This is a genomic window from Paradevosia shaoguanensis (genome assembly GCF_016801025.1).
Taxonomy (GTDB): Bacteria; Pseudomonadota; Alphaproteobacteria; order Rhizobiales; family Devosiaceae; genus Paradevosia; species Paradevosia shaoguanensis.
In genome coordinates this window covers 4,006,991-4,024,800 of record NZ_CP068983.1, presented here as the reverse complement: position 1 = coordinate 4,024,800, position 17,810 = coordinate 4,006,991, and the positions used below count along the sequence as shown (strand labels likewise).

General features: G+C 61.8%; 18 protein-coding genes. 7 read left to right on the top strand and 11 right to left on the bottom strand.

From position 1 onward, the window contains the following. Positions 1–141: 141 nt before the first annotated feature. From JNE37_RS19595 to JNE37_RS19560, 8 genes are all read right to left on the bottom strand, one after another. Entirely contained in the window at positions 142–945 is an 804-nt protein-coding gene (locus JNE37_RS19595; protein WP_203064490.1) for a substrate-binding periplasmic protein, read from the bottom strand. Further along, the gene (locus JNE37_RS19590) at positions 942–1,754 is read right to left on the bottom strand and encodes an ABC transporter permease (protein WP_035038731.1); all 813 of its coding nucleotides are present in this window, start codon (positions 1,752–1,754) and stop codon (positions 942–944) included. The genes JNE37_RS19595 and JNE37_RS19590 overlap by 4 nt, the downstream gene beginning before the upstream one ends. After that, a complete protein-coding gene (locus tag JNE37_RS19585; protein ID WP_203064489.1) occupies positions 1,751–2,722 on the bottom strand; it encodes an ABC transporter ATP-binding protein in 972 nt (323 codons plus the stop codon). Before JNE37_RS19585 ends, JNE37_RS19590 begins: the two co-directional genes overlap by 4 nt. Before the next feature lie 164 nt (positions 2,723–2,886). Next, positions 2,887–3,663: an ABC transporter ATP-binding protein gene (locus JNE37_RS19580; protein ID WP_379125331.1), complete on the bottom strand. Its 777-nt coding sequence runs from the start codon at positions 3,661–3,663 to the stop codon at positions 2,887–2,889. After that, positions 3,663–4,451 carry an ABC transporter ATP-binding protein gene (locus tag JNE37_RS19575; protein ID WP_203064488.1) on the bottom strand — a complete coding sequence of 263 codons (789 nt, stop codon included), beginning with the start codon at positions 4,449–4,451 and terminating at the stop codon, positions 3,663–3,665. The genes JNE37_RS19580 and JNE37_RS19575 overlap by 1 nt, the downstream gene beginning before the upstream one ends. 4 nt (positions 4,452–4,455) lie before the next feature. Then, positions 4,456–5,601 carry a branched-chain amino acid ABC transporter permease gene (locus JNE37_RS19570; protein WP_203064487.1) on the bottom strand — a complete coding sequence of 382 codons (1,146 nt, stop codon included), beginning with the start codon at positions 5,599–5,601 and terminating at the stop codon, positions 4,456–4,458. Positions 5,602–5,604: 3 nt separating this feature from the next. After that, on the bottom strand, positions 5,605–6,633 hold the full coding sequence (locus tag JNE37_RS19565) for a branched-chain amino acid ABC transporter permease (RefSeq protein WP_035038736.1): 1,029 nt from the start codon (positions 6,631–6,633) through the stop codon (positions 5,605–5,607). Positions 6,634–6,721: 88 nt separating this feature from the next. Continuing rightward, positions 6,722–8,074, bottom strand: coding sequence for a substrate-binding protein (locus tag JNE37_RS19560; protein WP_035038738.1), 1,353 nt, complete (start codon positions 8,072–8,074; stop codon positions 6,722–6,724). 175 nt (positions 8,075–8,249) lie between these two features. Here JNE37_RS19560 and JNE37_RS19555 point away from each other — a divergent pair, with 175 nt between their 5' ends. Genes JNE37_RS19555 through JNE37_RS19540 form a run of 4 tightly spaced genes read left to right on the top strand, consistent with a single transcriptional unit; the run spans position 8,250 to position 13,209 of the window. Further along, positions 8,250–9,863, top strand: a complete 1,614-nt coding sequence (locus JNE37_RS19555; RefSeq protein ID WP_203064486.1) for a helix-turn-helix domain-containing protein — start codon at positions 8,250–8,252, stop codon at positions 9,861–9,863. 52 nt (positions 9,864–9,915) lie between these two features. Next, positions 9,916–10,296: a response regulator transcription factor gene (locus JNE37_RS19550; RefSeq protein WP_203064484.1), complete on the top strand. Its 381-nt coding sequence runs from the start codon at positions 9,916–9,918 to the stop codon at positions 10,294–10,296. A gap of 1 nt (position 10,297) precedes the next feature. Further along, positions 10,298–10,525: a hypothetical protein gene (locus JNE37_RS19545; RefSeq protein WP_035038741.1), complete on the top strand. Its 228-nt coding sequence runs from the start codon at positions 10,298–10,300 to the stop codon at positions 10,523–10,525. Then, positions 10,522–13,209: a sensor histidine kinase gene (locus JNE37_RS19540; RefSeq protein WP_203064482.1), complete on the top strand. Its 2,688-nt coding sequence runs from the start codon at positions 10,522–10,524 to the stop codon at positions 13,207–13,209. Before JNE37_RS19545 ends, JNE37_RS19540 begins: the two co-directional genes overlap by 4 nt. Before the next feature lie 4 nt (positions 13,210–13,213). Here the strand turns inward: JNE37_RS19540 and JNE37_RS19535 are convergent, their stop codons facing one another. From JNE37_RS19535 to JNE37_RS19525, 3 genes are all read right to left on the bottom strand, one after another. Further along, complete coding sequence (locus JNE37_RS19535; protein WP_203064480.1) at positions 13,214–13,621, bottom strand: VOC family protein; 408 nt, start codon at positions 13,619–13,621, stop codon at positions 13,214–13,216. 40 nt (positions 13,622–13,661) lie between these two features. Continuing rightward, positions 13,662–14,054, bottom strand: coding sequence for a DoxX family protein (locus JNE37_RS19530; RefSeq protein WP_182397301.1), 393 nt, complete (start codon positions 14,052–14,054; stop codon positions 13,662–13,664). An 86-nt stretch (positions 14,055–14,140) separates the two neighbouring features. Next, positions 14,141–15,277 carry a DJ-1/PfpI family protein gene (locus tag JNE37_RS19525; RefSeq protein WP_203064478.1) on the bottom strand — a complete coding sequence of 379 codons (1,137 nt, stop codon included), beginning with the start codon at positions 15,275–15,277 and terminating at the stop codon, positions 14,141–14,143. On the opposite strand from JNE37_RS19525, the gene JNE37_RS19520 reads away from it, so the two are divergent. From JNE37_RS19520 to JNE37_RS19510, 3 genes are all read left to right on the top strand, one after another. Then, complete coding sequence (locus JNE37_RS19520) at positions 15,276–16,346, top strand: GlxA family transcriptional regulator (RefSeq protein WP_246513376.1); 1,071 nt, start codon at positions 15,276–15,278, stop codon at positions 16,344–16,346. The genes JNE37_RS19525 and JNE37_RS19520 overlap by 2 nt on opposite strands. Before the next feature lie 132 nt (positions 16,347–16,478). After that, positions 16,479–16,892 (top strand): MAPEG family protein, encoded by a 414-nt coding sequence (locus JNE37_RS19515; protein WP_203064468.1) that lies wholly within the window; start codon positions 16,479–16,481, stop codon positions 16,890–16,892. 276 nt (positions 16,893–17,168) lie between these two features. Next, positions 17,169–17,444, top strand: a complete 276-nt coding sequence (locus JNE37_RS19510; RefSeq protein WP_203064466.1) for a hypothetical protein — start codon at positions 17,169–17,171, stop codon at positions 17,442–17,444. The last annotated feature ends 366 nt before the right edge of the window (positions 17,445–17,810 follow it).

Here is a 17,810-nt window from a genome sequence, read left to right as displayed (position 1 = left end):
CATCGGCAGACGAGTCGCCCCGACCGAGGATGACGCCTCCCTTTGGCATGGAGGCAATTAACGCTCAATGACAACAAAGAGGCGACTGTGAAATGCCCACAGCGATTTAGCCAATAACGGCAATTGGCTTTTCAGGCGCGGTCAGGGCGCGACGAGGTCGTACTTCTGCTGCAGTGTATAGACCGCTCCGGACTTCTCTAAAGATTCCAAAGCACTAGACACGGCGCGCTTTAGCGTCTGGTCGCCTTTCCACAGCCCGAGCGCCATTCGATATCGTGGAAAATCCTCCTCAGGCAGCCAGAAGCGAATGAAGCCCTGATCGTCCAGATGCAGCGAGTCGATGACGAAGCGTTCGGCTATCCCGGCGGCCAGACCCGATTCGACAAGCGTGCTCCTGAATTGAGCTGGCGATGATGTCCCTTGGGCGCGCCAACCGCCTGCTCGAACCCAGCTTGAAAGCTTGACGCGATCGAGCCCGGCCGTCCCGGGCAGCACGGCAATCGTTTCGCCGCGAGCGGGGAGGGTGCCACTACGCGAAATGGCCATCCAACCAGTTTCCGCCGGCGTAGGGATGGTTTGGAGGAAGCCACGCGTCTGGACGGTATCGGCCACGCCGCCGGCGATGACGTCGCACTGCGCACGCGTCAGCATCCAGTTACGCGGGTTGAAGTCACTTCCGATCGAGGCAAGCGTGTTGATTGCCAATCGGAGCCTCATCTGGCCCGCGATGGCCTCGAGCAATTCAATATCGAAGCCGGGACGGGACGGATCACCGGTCACGAGCGGCGGGTAGCTCGGCGGCACGCAGACCTTGAGCACGCCGGTCTGCTGCCTGTCGCGCAATGAGGTATCAGGCGGCAGGAAGCTCGCTGCGGTGAGTAGAGCGACGACCACCACAAAGTTGAGCGCCGCGCGCCTCCAGCGATGTCGGCGGGGTGCGGTCATTGCCGGCGGAACCCGATCAGCGCCCAAACGAAGAAAATCGCTGCCATCGCGAAGATCACCGCCGGTCCATACCAGGCAGGGAACTGGTTGAAGCCGATGATCGTACCGCGCAGGGCGTCAACGGCGTAGGTGATCGGATTGATCTGCACCATGAAAACCAGCCATTCCGGGTAGGCAGTGGCGGTTTGTGTGCGCGATAGGGTTGGATCGAGCGGAAAAATCGAGGAGGACGTGAAGTAGAGGGGCAGGATGACGGTGTTGGAGAAGACGCCAAACCCCTCGAAGCTGCGCACCTTCGAAGCGAGCACTACGCCGAAGCAGGTGAGGCCGAACGAGAGCACGAACATCAGTCCGAGCGCCATCGCCATCTGCTCAAGATCAAGCGTCACATCTGCGAAGCGCGCGAGGATAAGCACGAGGCCGCCATGGATCATCGCGACGGTGCTGCCGCCCAGAACCTTGCCCAGAAGAATGAGCGAGCGCGGCATCGGCGAGACCAGAACCTCTCGCAGGAAGCCAAACTCGCGGTCCCAGATCACCGATACGGCAAACTGGATCGAGGTGTACATGATGTTGAGGACGATCACCGCAGGGAAAAGAAACTGCAGATAGGTGAATGGGATAACGTACCGAACCTCACCATATACTTCACCGCGAAAATAGGGATTGAGGCCGACGCCCAGTACGAGCAGCCAGATCAGGGGGCGACTGATGCCGCCGATCATCTGGCCACGGTCGCGCGTTGCGCGTGTGATTTCGCGCAGCCATACGCCGTAGAGGCCGCGGGCAAGAATGATGGCGCGGTTCATCGTTGACCTCCCCGACGACCGGCACTGCGTTGGGCGTCGCGCTGGCCATTGGCCCGGTCGCGCAATTCACGGCCGGTAAGGGCGAGGAAAACGCTCTCGAGCGTCGGCTCCTGGAAGCGTATCTCCTCCAGCCGATAGCGATATTGGGCCAGAAACGTGTCGGCGAGCGCTTCGTCAGTGATCGGCAGCGCAAGGCTGCCGCTGCCGAGCCGCTGGATCTGCGGATAGTCACCTGCGATTTCCGCTGCGACTGTTTCATCCTGAGGTGTGGCATGCAGCCAGCGCGAGCCGTGGGCAGCCTTGAGTTCGGTTGGCGTGCCCTGGGCAATGATGTGCCCGTGATCGATGATGCAGACCTGGTCGGCCCCTTCGACTTCCTCGATATAGTGCGTGGTCGTAAGCACGGTCAGGTGCCGCTCACGGCGCAGGCGGTCAAGGTAACTCCAGATGCGCTGCCGCGTTTGTGGATCGAGACCAACCGTCGGCTCGTCGAGAAAGAGGATGGTGGGTTCGTGCATGAGCGCGCGGGCGATCTCCAGCCGGCGCCGCATGCCACCCGAGAAATTGCGAACGATATCGTCAGCCCAGTCGCTCAATTCGACCAGTGCCAGCACGGCCTCGGTCCGCTCATGCCGCACTTTTGGAGCGAGGCCGTGAACGAGCCCATGAAACTCCAGATTTTCCCAGGCGCTCAGCCGGTCGTCGAGGCTGGAATCCTGGAACACCACACCGATGGTTTCGCGCGCCTTCGTGGGCTGCTTGACCACGTCGATGCCGGCAACTTGCGCGGTCCCCCTGTCCGGCAGGCGCAACGTGCAAAGGATGCTGACCAGCGTGGTTTTGCCGGCGCCGTTCGGGCCAAGCAGCGCAAAACTGTCGCCGCGCCGAATGGAAAACGACACATCATCGAGGACCGTCTTGCCATCGTAGGAGGCAAAAAGGCTTTTCACGCCAACAGCGTCAGACATCGCTTAGCTCGTGGGGAAACCGGAGGGACAAGATGCCGGGCCTATAACAGCGCATCGCGTCGCTGTCAGCCTTGCCGTCCGTTATCCTTGGGGATGGCGCAACCACGAATGCGTCAACGGAGCGCTGCTTCCAACTCCCTGCTTCGGAAACTCGGTCTCAATGACTAGATCGCCAGGTATTCCTGCCGAAGGTCCTCGTTTTCCAGCACGTGCTTGGCCGTGCCGGTGAATGCCACTGCGCCAGTGTCGAGGATCACGGCGCGATCGGCCAGTTCGAGCGCGGCAATGGCGTTCTGCTCGACGATGATGGTCGTGATGCCGCCGACCTTGATCTCGTTGAGGATCTTTTCGATCTCCTTGACGATGACCGGAGCCAGCCCCTCGTAGGGCTCATCCAGCAACAACAGCTTGATATCGCGAGCCAGGGCCCGGGCGATGGCCAGCATCTGCTGCTCGCCACCCGAAAGAGTGATGCCTTCCTGGCGACGGCGTTCGGCGAGGCGCGGGAAGTGGGCGTAAATACGGTCGAGCTCCCAGCCGTGCGCAGGCGCGACCTGGGCAAGCGTCAGGTTCTCCTCGACGGTGAGGCCGGGGATGATACGGCGGTCTTCGGGGACGAGCTGGATGCCGGCGCGCGAGGCTTCGTGGCTGCGCATGCGGTGGACAGGCTTGCCCTCGAGCCAGATTTCGCCCTGGTGCAGCGCCGGGTCATCGAGGCGCGCGATCGTGCGAAGGGTCGAGGTCTTCCCGGCACCGTTCCGGCCGAGCAATGCGAGAATTTCGCCACGACGAATCTCGAAGCTCACGCCCTGAACGATGTAACTTTCACCATAGTAGGCGTGGAGCTCCTCGACGGCGAAGTAGGCGGCTTCGCGTGCAATGGAGGTCTCGATCACGTCGATTTCGATGCCGGTTGGGACGTCCATGGTCATCGTGCTCATCACTCCGCGGGCTCCAGCCGGTGGGCGCCGCCAAGATAGGCTTCCTGAACCTTGACGTTGCCGCGTACTTCATCGGGCGTGCCCTCGGCGATGATGCGGCCGCCGGATAGAACCGATATCCGATCGGCCAAGGAGAACACGACATGCATGTCGTGCTCAATGATGACTTTGGTCATGCCGCGCGCCTTGATCTTCTTAAGCAGATCGATGGTGGTGTTGGTGTCGTGCCGGCTCATACCTGCCGTGGGCTCGTCGAGAAGCAGAAGGCGCGGGTGCTGGATCAGGCACATGGCCAGCTCCATGCGGCGCTTGTCGCCGCGCGAAAGCGCACCGGCGTGCGTGTGACGGCGTTCGTGGAGGTCGACATCCCGCAGAATCTCCTCCGCCTCACCACGAATACCGTTTTCGAACTCGACCGCGCGGGCAATATTGACCCGGAAGGCGCCATCGCGCTTGGCGAAGGCGGGGACCATGACGTTCTGAAGAACCGAAAGCTCCGGAAATATCTCCGGCGTCTGGAAGACGCGGGCGACGCCAAGCTGGTTGATCTCATAGGGCTTCTTGCCGGTAAGCACCTTGCCGTCGAACACCACGGCGCCCCGGCTCGGCGGCAGGCGGCCGATTATGACGTTGAGGAGTGTCGATTTGCCGGCCCCATTTGGGCCGATAATCGCATGTGTCTTACCTTGCTCGACCTCAAGATCGATGTCCGACAGTGCCTGGAGGCCGCCGAAGCTCTTGCTCACATCGGCCACATGCAGAACCACATTCTTGTCGGCTTGGCTCATGGCTCTACTCCGCGGGCTGGGCTTGGGTGGCAGGGTTCGGTGGTGCCGCTGAGCGCCGCCGGAAGGTGGCGCTGATCCGCCTGACGCCCTCCATGATGCCGCCGGGCAAAAACATCACGACCAGCACGAAGAGGAGCCCAAGGGTAAGCTGCCAGCCTTCACCCACGAACAGACTGGCGACCGTGACTACGGGATCGGCGACCGGCGCGGGCAGGAAATCAAAGAAGCGATGCAGGGTGGATTCGTTGAAGGCCGAGAAGATGTTCTCGAAATACTTGATGAGCCAGGCCCCGATGACGGGCCCCACCAGCGTGCCAACGCCGCCGAGAATGGTCATGAGCACCACTTCGCCCGAGGCCGTCCACTGCATACGCTCGGCTCCCGCCAACGGGTCTGTGACAGCGAGGAGGGCTCCGGCAAGACCTGCATACATCCCCGAAATGACGAAGGCCGTAAGGGCGTAGGGCTTGGTATCGAAGCCCGTGTAGTTCATGCGCGTCTGGTTGGACTTGATGCCGCGCAGCATCATGCCGAAGGGCGACGCAAAGATCTTCTGCGCGACGAAGAAGGCGATCAGCAGCACGAAGGCACAGAAGTAGAAGCCCTCGAAGCCAGAAAAGCTGTGACCGAAGAGGCCGGCCGTCGGCAAACCTTCACCACGGGCCGAGAGCATGCTGTCGAGCACACGGGGGTCCTGCCGGGTCAGTTGCAGGCTGGTCTCACCATTGGTGATCGGCGTGAGCACCGAATAGGCGAGGTTGTAGGACATCTGCGCGAAGGCCAGCGTCAGGATCGAGAAATAGATGCCCGAGCGCCGCAGGCTCAGATAGCCGATCGCAAGGGCGAAAAATCCCGAGATGACAACCGCGAACAGGATCGCCGGCAGCACGTCCATGGTCAGCAGCTTGAACGACCAGACGGCCGTATAGGAGCCGACACCAAGGAAGGCGGCGTGACCGAAGCTGAGATAGCCGGTGAGGCCGAAGAGGATGTTGAAGCCTATGGCGAAGATCGCGTAGATCGCAAACTTCTGCAGCAGGCCCGGATAGGCCGCGCCGAATGGCGTCAGCCAGATCGGCATGGCGACGACGACCAGCCCGAAGATAGCAAAGGTCAGAAGGTCGCGGCGCGAGAGGCGGAAAAAGTCCATCGATCAGGCCTCCATCACGCCGCGTCGGCCCATGAGGCCGCGCGGGCGAACCAGCAGGATCACCACGGCCGTCAGGTAGACGATGATCTGGTCGATGCCGGGAATGATCTGCTTGATCTCGTTCATCGAGGCAAAGCTCTGCAGCATGCCGAGAAGGAAGCCGGCCGCCACGGCACCGGGAAGCGAGCCCATGCCGCCCACCACGACCACAACGAAGCTGAGGACGAGGAAGTCCATGCCCAGGTGATAGTTCGGCGGGACCAGCGGGGTGTACATGACGCCGGCCAGACCAGCGACCACGGCCGCAAGGCCGAACATGATGGTGAAGCGCTTGTCGATATTGATGCCCAGCAGGCCAACCGTCTCGCGGTCGGCCATGCCCGCGCGCACCACCATTCCAAAGGTCGTAAACCGCAGGAACGCAAAGATGGCTCCGAGGATGGCGATCGAGAACAGGAAGTAGATGAGGCGCCAGACCGGATAGGTCACCGCGCCCTGCGCCATGCCAAGCCAGGAGCCAATATCGACGGCCCCGCGCAGCGCCTGCGGCATTGGTTGCGAAATCGGATTGGGGCCGAACATGGCCTTGATTATTTCCTGAAGCACGATGGCAAGACCGAACGTCACGAGAATCTGCTCGGCGTGCGGGCGCTTGTAGAAATGCTTGATGATGCCGCGTTCCATGGCGATGCCGATGACCAGCATGACGGGAATAGCGAAGAGGATCGAAAGCGGCACAGAATAGTCGATCAGTACCGAGCCCCAGTCGCCGAACCATGTCTGCGCCAGCGGGGTGCGGATTTCGAGCGGAGTGCCCCAGGCGGTTGTCTGGGTCGGATCGACCGTCACCGTCTCCATGGTGATGAGACGACGGAAGGTCACCGCGCAGAAGGCACCAAGCATGAAGAGCGCGCCGTGAGCGAAGTTGACGACGCCCAGTGTGCCGAAGACGAGCGTCAGGCCCAGGGCGATCAGTGCATACGCGCCGCCTTTGTCCAGGCCATTGAGGAGCTGGGCGAGAATTGCGTCCATTCGTACGTACTCCGGTGTAAGCGTGCGGCGCCCGCTGCCGGGCGCCGTCGGGGCAGGGGCGGGCGAAGAGCCCGGCCCCGTTTGTCCGCTAGCAAAGCGCCGGGGTATCCGGGCCCAGCTCGCCGCCGAAGATCGCCGGGTCGTAGGTCACCGCTTCGCGGCTGGCCTTGCCGACAACCTCGAGGAGGTCGAACGGATTGGCCGGAGCCTGCTTGCCCTGCACGACCAGCACGTCCTTGAAGCACTGGTGGTCGTCCGCCCGGTAGAGCGTCGCGCCGTTGCCCATGCCGTCGAACTCGAAGCCTTCGAGGGCCTTGATGACTTCCGGCGGATAGAAGGTGCCGGCGCGCTCCACGGCGTCTGCATAGAGCAGGGCCTGGACGTAGGACGTGTGCGCAATCTGGCTCGGCGGCTGGCCATACTTGGCGCCGAAGGACTTGGTGAAGGCCTTGGATGCGTCATCGCCCAGCTGCCAGTCCCAGTTGGAGGTACCGTAGACGCCTTTCATGGCTTCGCCGGCGCCCTTGGCCATCAGGTCCGAAACCAGCGGCACGACGATCTGGAAGTCCTTGCCGTTCGCCTGCTTGTCCTTGAGCCCAAACTGCACGGCCTGGGTCAGCGAATTGACCATGTCGAAGCCGTAGTGGTTGAGGATCAGGACATCGGCCCCCGAGTTCAGTACCGGGGTCAGGTACTGGCTGAAGTCGCCGGCGCCGACCGGCGTGCGGACGGGCGGGAGCGTCTTCCAGCCCAGGGCCTCGGTGGCCTTGATCATCGACTCTTCCTGGGTCCAACCCCAAGTGTAGTCCGCGGTTAGGTGATAAGCGACGCGATCCTTGCCATAGGCTTCGCCGAGCACCGGGCCCAGGGCTACGCCCGACTGGTAGGCATTGAAGAAGTGACGGAAACCGTAGCGCTTCTTGTCCTTGCCGGTGGTGTCGTTGGAATGGGTGAGGCCCGCCATATAGATGACGCCCATTTCCTGGCAAAGCGCCTGCTCGGCGATGGCCACAGCAGACGACGAAGCGCCGCAGATCATGATGGCGCCATCGCGCTCGATCATGCGGCGAGCTGAGTCGCGGCCGGCATCGGCCTTGGTCTGATCGTCGCCGGTGACATAAGCCACCTTCTTGCCGAGGATACCGCTGCCCTTGAGCGCCTTGGACGAGAAATGCGGGATCAGGCCACCATCACCCTCGCCGTTGAGGTGCTCGACGGCCAGCGTCAGCGCGCGCTGCTGGTCGGCGCCTTCATCAGCATAAGCGCCTGTCAGCGGCATGTTGAAGCCCAAGGTGACAGTGTCGCCCTTGGGCATGTTGCAGAATTCCTGCGCAAACGCGCCGCGCGTGAAAATCGTCGGGGCAACGCCGGTGGCGATGATGCCGGCCAGGCCGGTCCTCAGCACCGTACGGCGGCTGATGCCCTTGCGGAAATCGGTCATGCTCTCCTCCTTTGCGGGTGGGGCTCGTTGATCCGAGACTCCTCACAGCCAGGAGAACTATCCGCCTCGTAGAAAATGACTGCAACAACTCACTGATAGTACTGCAAAATCCTGTAAATCCTTGCACTCGATCACGAGATATGCCGTAAATTCATTGACAGATCGGGAGGGGCAGGTGAGGGCACCCATCGGCATAAAGATCAGTTCGCGTAGGAAAATACTGGCGATCTCGCAGGCCGAGCTAGCCCGCCGTGCCGGCATCTCGCCGAGCTATCTCAATCTCATCGAAAGCAATAAACGCGTCGTCGGCGGCGCCTTGCTCCTCAGGATCGCCGCGGAGCTATCGATCGACATTGGTGAGCTGACAGGCGAGAGCGAGCACCGTCAACTGGCCGAACTCGAGGAAGCCTTCGCCGGCCCCGTGCTGGCATCGCTGCGGCTCGGTGCGCCCGAAGCGCGAGATATTGTGGCGCGACACCCGGCGGCCGCCTCGGCCATCGTCCAGTTGCACCGTGCCTATGCCGATGCCATGGCGAGCGCCGACGACTACGCCCTGCGGCTGCGCGCCGACCCTCTGTTCAGCGAACTGCTCCACCGCATCCTCTCCGGCATTACCGCCGTACGTTCGGGTGCCGAAATTCTGGAGGACGTGACTGACCTCGACGAGGAAGAACGCGCCCGCTTCGTTCACTCCATCACGCGCGAAGCACGCAACATGGGTGACGTGGCCCGCAACCTCATCGGCCAGTTCGAGCGCGACTACGGCGACCGCCGCTCGGCCAGTCCCGTGCGGGAACTCGATGACCTGATCTTCCAGAACGACAATTACTTCCCGCGCCTCGAAGCGGTGGCCGAGGTATTGAGGACCGAGATAGGGCAGGTGAGTGAGCCCGCACTCGTCGAAGCTCTCGAGGCCCGTTTCGGCGTCACGGTCCGCAAAAGCGCCGAACGCCAGGTCGATGCCCGCGGCTTCCCAGGCCAGTATCGCTTCAACGCCGCAGATCGCGTGATGTGGTTCCAGACCAGCACCATAGCCGCGACACGCCAGTTTCAGCTCTGCAGGCTCTATGCGGAACTTGCGGCGGGAGATGTCATTGAGTCGGAGACGTCATCGCCTGTGTTGACCACGCCGGCGGCACGGCGTCTCGCTTACCGCGCCCTCTCTTCCTACACCTCCGGCGCGATGGTTTTCCCCTACGAGCGGTTCCTGGTGGACGCTGAATCTCTGCGCTACGACATCGAGGCGCTACGCCAAGCCTACACCGCAAGTTTCGAGCAGGTCGCCCATCGGCTCGTAACGCTTCGCCGCCCCGACCTCTCCGGCATCCCTTTCGGATTCCTGCGTTCCGATCCCGCTGGGCGGCTCACCAAGCACTTTCCGCTACCGGGTCTATTGCTGCCCAACAGCGGCCACGCCTGTCCGCTCTGGGCCATCTATGATGCGTTCCGCACACCCGAGGCGATCGTACGGCAGGTCGTGCGGTTCTCGGACGGCTCCCGTTACCTCTTCCTCGCCAAGAGCGCAGGGCGCCGCACCGCGAGCTTCGCGGATCGTGCGATCCACACGTCGGTCATGCTGGCCTGCGACGTGCTGCACGCAGACCAGACGGTCTACGGCACCGGCCTTGACCTGACCGACTCGTCGGCCGACGTCCCCGTCGGTCCGGCGTGCCGGCTCTGCACGAGGCGCGAGTGCCCCGACCGACAGGAAGAAGCATTGGCACCAGGTGGTGGGCAGGACGCCGTTCGTGCGCCTCTCGTTCCAAGAGCATTTGACCGGATCGACTGATTGCGGTTTTCTAGCAGCGCATCTGCAGGGAGGCGGATGCGAGGGGGGAAATTTGACCGTAGATGTTCTCATCGCGGAGGATGAGCCGAGCATATTGGAATCGCTCGACTTCATACTCCGCCGCGCCGGTTGGTCGATTCAAAGCGTGACGGATGGCGAGGCCGCGCTGTCGGCCGTGCGCCGGCTGCAGCCGCGTATCGTTGTGCTCGACGTGATGTTGCCAAAGCGGTCCGGCTTCGAAGTACTCAAGCAGATACGCTCCGATAGCGCGACCCGCGAACTGCCCGTGCTGGTGCTGACGGCGAAGGGCCAGGCGCAGGATCGCCGCACGGCCGAGGAGCTCGGCGCCGACAGCTTCATCACCAAGCCCTATGCCAACGTGGACGTCGTCAACGAAGTCCGTCGGCTCTTGGGTGAAGAACTGGCGCAATAGCATGGACAGGCGCAAGCTTCCCGGTGCGTCGCTGTTCTTCCTGATCTTCGGGACGCTGCTGCTCCTGCCGCCTCTAGTGCTGTTGTTCAATCTCCACGAGCGCTTTTTCGGCATCCCGCTCGAGGTGATCTACCTTTTCACCGTCTGGTTCGTGCTGGTCGTAGGCACCGCTGTCTTCGCCTATCGCCTGCCGCACGAAGGCGACCACAAGACCGAGGATATCGGATGACACTCTCGTCCGATTTCGTCATCGCCACGGCGATCGGCTATGTCGGCCTGCTGTTCCTCATCGCCTATGTCGGCGATCGCCGAGCGCGGAAAAACGCTGGGTCGTTCCTCCGCTCGCCGTTTGTCTACACCCTCGCAATCTCGGTCTATTGCACAAGCTGGACATTCTACGGTGCCGTGGGATCTGCTGCTCGCAACGGGCTGGAATACCTGACGATTTACCTCGGTCCGACGCTTGTTTTCGTCGGCTGGTGGTTCGTCCTGCGCAAACTCGTGCGCATCAGCCACAGCCAACGGCTCACCTCGATCGCCGACCTGCTGTCCTCCCGCTTTGGCAAGTCGAGCCGCCTTGCCGTGCTTGTCACCATCATCGCGGTCATAGGCATCGCTCCCTACATCGCCCTTCAGCTCAAGGCGGTAACGTCATCCATTCAGGCGGTAGCCGGCGCGTCCGAACTCGGCGACGGTAGCCTCAAGGGCGTTGACGATGTCAGCCTGGCCCTTGGTGTCGCGGCGGCCATGGCGCTCTTCACCATCCTCTTCGGCACCCGCAATGTCGACGCCAAGGAGCAGCACCATGGCGTCGTCGCCGCCATCGCCTTCGAGGCCGTGGTGAAGCTGACCGCGCTCCTGACTGTGGGCATCTTCGTAGTGGTGATCGGCGGAGGGTTCGAGGCGATCTTTGCCAGTGCGCAAGCCAAAGGCATCGACATCTATTCGGACGAAACCTTCGGTAACCGCTGGGTCGCGATGAATATCCTCTCGATCGCCGCCATCATCTGCCTCCCACGTCAGTTCCAGATCACCGTGGTCGAGAATTCCGACGAGAGTCACCTGCGCACGGCGAGTTGGGCTTTCCCAGCCTACCTGCTGTTGATGAGCCTTTTCACACTGCCCATCGCACTATTCGGCCTAACCTCCATGCCGGCCGGCTCGAACCCCGACATGTTCGTCCTGACCCTTCCGCTCGCGGCGGGGCAGCAGGGCCTGGCCCTCTTCGCCTTCGTCGGCGGCTTCTCGTCGGCGACGTCGATGATCATCGTCGAGGCCATAGCGCTCTCGATCATGGTCTCCAACCACATCGTCATGCCCATCGCCCTGCGTACGGCGCGAAGCCTGGGTGAGAACGATGCAAACGGGGTCAGCCGCCTGCTTCTCAATTCGCGCCGGCTTTCCATCGGCATTATCCTCTCGCTCGGCTTTCTCTATTTCTATTTCACCCGGGATTCCGATGCCCTGGCACCGATCGGACTGATCTCCTTTGCAGGTGTAGCCCAATTCCTGCCTGCTATCATCGCAGCGCTCTTCTGGAAGGACGCGACCGTCAAGGGCGCCACGGCCGCCGTAGCCATCGGCTTCGTCATCTGGGCCTGGTCGATGTTCATGCCGTCTTTCGAGAACTCCTCGCCGATAGTAGCCGACCTCATGGCCAACGGCCCCTGGGGCATTTCGTGGCTGCGCCCCGAGGCCTTGTTCGGCGCCGGCCACCTCGATCCACTCGTTCACTCGGTCTTCTGGAGCCTTCTGCTGAACACGACGGTATTGGTGGTCGTCTCGCTGCTCACCAACCAATCAGCGCTGGAGCGACTTCAGGCTAACCTCTTCGTTGATGCCTTCCGTCGAACTGCCCGTGCGGACCAGCACTTCATGCGTGGATCGGCAGCGCCGAACGACCTGTTCTTCGTAGCCCAGCGTGTCTTGGGGGCCGAGCGCGCTACCGGCTTGTTCGAAGGAGTCCCGCGCGCCGACATGGTGCCAAGCCCGGAATTCATCGGCCGACTGGAACGCGAACTCGCCGGTTCGATCGGCGCGGCCTCAGCTCATGTGATGCTGAGCAAGGTAGTTTCAGGCGAGGCCGTTTCGCTCGAAGAAGTCATGCAAATGGCGGACGAAACCCAACAGGCCATCGAATACTCGCAGGAGCTGGAACGCACATCCAACGAACTCCGCGTGACCGCACGCAAGCTCGAAGAGGTCAACGACCAGCTCAAGGAACTGGACCAGCAGAAGGATGAATTCCTGAGCCAGGTCAGTCACGAAGTGCGCACACCCATGACTTCGATCCGCAGTTTCGCGGAAATCCTGCTTGAGGAAGACAAGCTCAGCGGCGAAGAGCGTCAGCGCTTCGTTACCACCATTCACGACGAGAGCCTGCGACTGACCAAGCTGCTTGATCAAATCCTCGACCTCTCGGCCATGGAGCGGGGAGAGCAGGGGTGGGAAAACCGCCCAATCGACGCCGAGGCAGCACTTCAACGCGCCATCGAGATCTGCCAGGGCCTCGCTCGCCAGCGCAACATGCGCCTCACGATCGGCTCGCGCAGCAGAGGCGCCACTGTATGCGGGGATAGCGACCGGCTCTGCCAGGTGCTGATCAACGTCATATCGAACGCAATCAAGTACAACGATACACTTCGCCCGGTTGTCGAAGTTCGCTCCTCCGTTTCGCGCGGGCGCTACCAGGTGGAGATTTCAGACAACGGTCCGGGCATCGCGAAGGCCGAGCGCAAACTGATCTTCGAAAAGTTCGCGCGCGGCCAGATGGGGAAGGGGGCTGCGCCCTTCGGTGCCGGGCTGGGCTTGGCGATCTCGCGTCAAATCATCGCCCGGATGAACGGCAAGCTGGAGCTGGTACCCGGACGCGACCAGGGAGCGGCCTTCCGGATAACACTCCCGCTCGCCTAGGGCGTCACTCGTTCGGCATCGCCGACATGTCCATCCACATCGCCTCCCAGACATGCCCGTCAGGATCAGCGAGATTGCGGTTGTACATGAAGCCGAGATCCTGCTTCGGGTTGATATCGGCCGTGCCACCATTCGCAGCTGCCGCCTCGTTCATGCGATCGACCATTTCCTTGCTGTCGCAGGAGATCGCCAGCATCACTTCGCTGCTGCCAGCCGGAGCGATCGGGCGGTCCGTGAAGCTGCGCCACTTGGCATGCGTGAGCAGCATCACATTGATAGCCTCGCTCCAAACCATCGCAGCGGCCGTATCGTCGGTGAACTGCGGATTGTTGACGAAGCCCAGTGCCTCATAGAACGCCATTGCGCGTGGCAGATCGACGACGGGAAGGTTCACGAAAATCATCTTGGTCATCTGAGTTTTCCTTGATTGCTATGAATTCAGTTACGACACTTCAGCGCCACGGCAATGAGAGGCGGCCATCCACGCTCCACGCACCCGGTCCGGCACAGACCAGATAGAGATAGATGAAGCAGAAAAGGATGGCGCCGGTTCCCATATTGACAGCGGGGTAAAAACCCATCGGCGCATGTCCTATCCAATACCCCACGGCCATCATGCCCGAGAGGATGAAGGCCGTGGGGCGTGTCAGGAAGCCGATCATCACCAGGGCGCCGCCCACAAGCTCAAGAACGCCCGCCGAAATGGTAAGCGCATCCAGTGGCACCGGAAACGGCACTGGAAAGTTGAAGAGCTTTTGCAGTCCGAAATGAACGAACAGCAGGCCAGTCACGATCCGCAGGATCCCCAGGGCCATGGGAGCGAGGGCGTTCAGTCTTTCAATCATTTTGTCCTCCTTTTTGATCAGGCCAGTGCCCGTTCGTCTTCACGACGAACGATGGCGGACGATCTCGACACGGCTTCCGATTTTATTCAGCGCGGGTATTCGAGCTGCATGGCGACGACGTTGGACGTCGGCTCGCCATAGCGTTTGGCGATATCAGCGAGTGTCCCGTCTAGCGCTGCGAGCGCCTTCTCATTGGCGAAGACGGGTGTGAGATCGGACCTGGTCATCCCGGCAGCATCAGCCTCAGGCACGATGCGAATGCCGTTGCGCGACGTGACTGGTTCGCCAGATGCTGCGAACGTCGTCGCCTTTGACCGATATGTCCGCGACCAGGCGTCGGCCACGAAGGCGAGCGACGCCTCGTCCATCCCCGGCTGGAGCTCGATGCCCGCAAGCTCACGGTTCCAGAAGGCCAGCGTGTTGCCGAGGACAGTCGTCGCGAACGGTCGCGTCATCTTGAATGCTCCGCTGGCGTGGCGAGCGTCCCAGGAGGGCACCCCCAGATCATCCGCCACAGCGGTCGCCTTGGCAGGCCCGGCAATTGCCTCTACGAGCGTCAGCATCATCGGCATCGATGCGGAGATACCCGTCGTTGTCACGATGCCCTCGTCAATGACCATCCGCCGATCCGGTACATAGGTGATGGTCGGATGAGCGCGCAGCATATCCTTGAGATAGTACCAGTGCGTGGTTGCCCGCCTGCCATCCAGCAACCCCGCCGCCGCAACGACCTTGGCGCCGGCACAAACACCGATGATGATCGCCCCCTTGTTCTTCTGCGCCTGCAGCCAGGCCATGACTGTGGGGTCATCGTCGCGGCTCATGGCCGGAACGATCACATAGTCGGCGCCTTCCGGATTGAGGGCGTCGAACTCGGCAATAGTCGCATCCGGCTCGACCGTGAGCGCCGGAAAGAGCCGAACCGGCCCCGCTGCGGTCGCCAGCATCTCTACGTCGGCGATATCGGAGCGCCGCAGGATGCTCGTCGGCAAGAGATAGTCGGTGGTTTCTGTTGCATCGTTGATGCCCACGATCGCCACCAACGGGCGCTCACGTTTCGGAGGTTTGAGCGCGGCGAGTATCGCCGCACTCTCCTCTGGCGGAATTTCTGTGATCTTCACGCTTGCCGTCTCCGCGGGCAAGGACAGTGTCCAGCCTCCGAAGCCCGCGATAGCCAACGCCATCAGCGCAAGCCCACCCCAAACGAAATAGCGTTTCCTCATGATCGCCTCCGAACTGGCCTTTACTCTTCGGTTCTCAGGCTACTGCCACCCCCGCTTGGCAGAAATGACAGAAACATGCTATTTTCTGCCAATGCATCGGATCGTCTTTGTCGTCTACCCAGACTTCGAGCTGCTGGATACCTCTGGCCCGGCATCGGTATTCAACGGTGCCAACCGCGCATTGGGGCAGGGTGGTCGCCCACCCTCCTACAAGATCGAGCTGGTCTCGGCGCAGGGAGGGCTGGTCACAAGCAGTAGCGGAATTGACGTCGCCACGCGCTCGATCGCCGAGCTGGGAGCAGGGGAGGTTGATACTCTCCTCGTGGTAGGAGCAGAACGCGATCCCGTGGTCGCGGCAATGAACGACTCCGTCCTGCGACAATGGCTCCCCCAGCTCACAGTCAGAGCCACGCGGTTCGGCTCCATCTGCACCGGAGCCTTCGTTCTCGCCGCTTGCGGACTGCTGGACGGTCATCGCGTGGCCACTCACTGGGACGCGTGCGCACCTTTCGCCCAAGCTTTCCCCGCCATTTCACTGGATCCGGACGCATTATACGTCACCGACGAGCGCCTCTGGACGTCTGCGGGCGTAACGACAGGCATCGACATGGCACTGGCCATAGTCACCGAGGACCTTGGTCCAGCCATCACAGGGGAAGTCGCCAAACGCCTCGTACTCTATGCGAGACGACCCGGCTACCAGTCCCAATTCAGCCCCGTCCTGCAGGCGCAGGTAAAAGCGCAAAATCCGTTTGCCGACCTGATCGGTTGGATGCAGACCAACCTGGCTGCTCCACTGGATGTCCCGACACTCGCGGGCCGAGCCGGACTGAGCGAGCGCACCTTCCATCGCAAGTTTGTGGCCACAACCGGCGAGACTCCCGCCCGTTTCGTCGAAACCGCCCGCCTCGACGCCGCTCGCATGCTCCTCTCACGCGGATTATCGCTGAAGTCCGTTGCCGCGCAGGTCGGCCTGTTTCCAGCGGCTCGCCTTTGCGAGGCGTTCGAGCGCCGCTTTGGAATATCCCCCAGGCTCTTCCGGGACATGCACGCCGAGGCCGGGAATTGATCGTTTAGGGCAAGCATCAGGTATCGAAAGCCGGGCGACATTCTACCGAGTTTTCGAAAGCGCTCGACATGACGCCTTGAGATAAGCGAGCCTAGGCTCGTCGACGCTAAGCGCACATTGGGAGAGGAATAGATGGAAACATACGCACTGAGCATCATCGGTATACTCATACTGTGCCTGATTTCGCTTGGCCTCGCACTCTATTCGGGCATGTCCAAAGGCAAAGCCGGCTTGCTCTCAGGCCCGGTCGCCGACGCCCGTGACGAAAACCCGCTTTACCGGATCGACCGCGTCCACATGAATAGCGTGGAAGCGCTGGCGCCATTCGCAATCCCGGCCGTCCTGGCAATGGTTGCCGGCGTAGATGCGGTGCTGCTTGCCACACTCGTCTGGCTCCACCTCATCATCCGCATCGTCCACGCCGTCGTATACCTGCGGGGAGGCGAGCCAGCCAAGGGCGGCAAACTTAGAACGGCGCTCTATGTGCTCTCAGGACTCGTGACCGCCGTGCTGATTGTTGTCGTGGGGTGGGCAGCGATTGTCTGAACAATCCGCATGACGTCATTCGCATAATATATATTATGGAACTCATAATTGCCGTTTTCCGCTCATCAGCACTGCACTGATTTGGCCTACGCCGTCAAGGCCTTAGATGGAAGAAAGGCGAGTACGCCTCGCCTTTCTCCCCCCGTAAAGCGGGCCGAGTCCTCGCTACGCTGCGGGCCGCACCCAGACCCGCTTGACGGGACCCCTCTCTTACCCACGCGAGGTGGTGGGCAGGTGGTGGCTTTCGCCACCCCTTGTTCAACTATGGGGGTTCTCATGTCTGGCAATACGCGGGGTCGCCCGCGCAAATTCTATCCGATATTCGTCTATGGGCGCGTTGCCTCGATCACCGAGGGGCGGAAAACCGCCGAGCGCCACCATTCCACCGGATGGGCCTTCAAGGACCGCATCGCCGCCGAAGAATTCGCGGCATGGTGGAATTACCGACGTGACCAAGAAGAAGAGATTGCGAACACGGCGCGCAAAGAGCGCATCGCCGCGTCACGCGTTAAATGGGCCGACGCTGTGGCTGCTAGCCACACCACGGGATAAAGCGTCTCATTGAGCCGCCACCGCCGCCGCCCTTGGGCTTGTTGTTTTCCGGTCTACGTTTGCAGGTATTGTCGCGCGGCTTTGTATCAGCCGAACTCAGAGGCTTCGTGCTTTTGACCTGCTGACTATCCTTGACCGTTGAACTTTTGACCTTGCCCACGTCCAACCGCAGGTTGGACAGGCGGCGGCGATTTTCCGGCCTTACATCCGGAGGTGTTGTGGGCGTTGTGGGGGTTGTCGGATCGGGCCTGCTGGACGGCGACCCGACCGACCGACCGGGGCTATCACCGGAGTTTTGCCCCTTCTGACTTTCCGCGATCACCGACGATACGCCGTCCCGGTCTACAACCGTAGTTCGCCCACTGG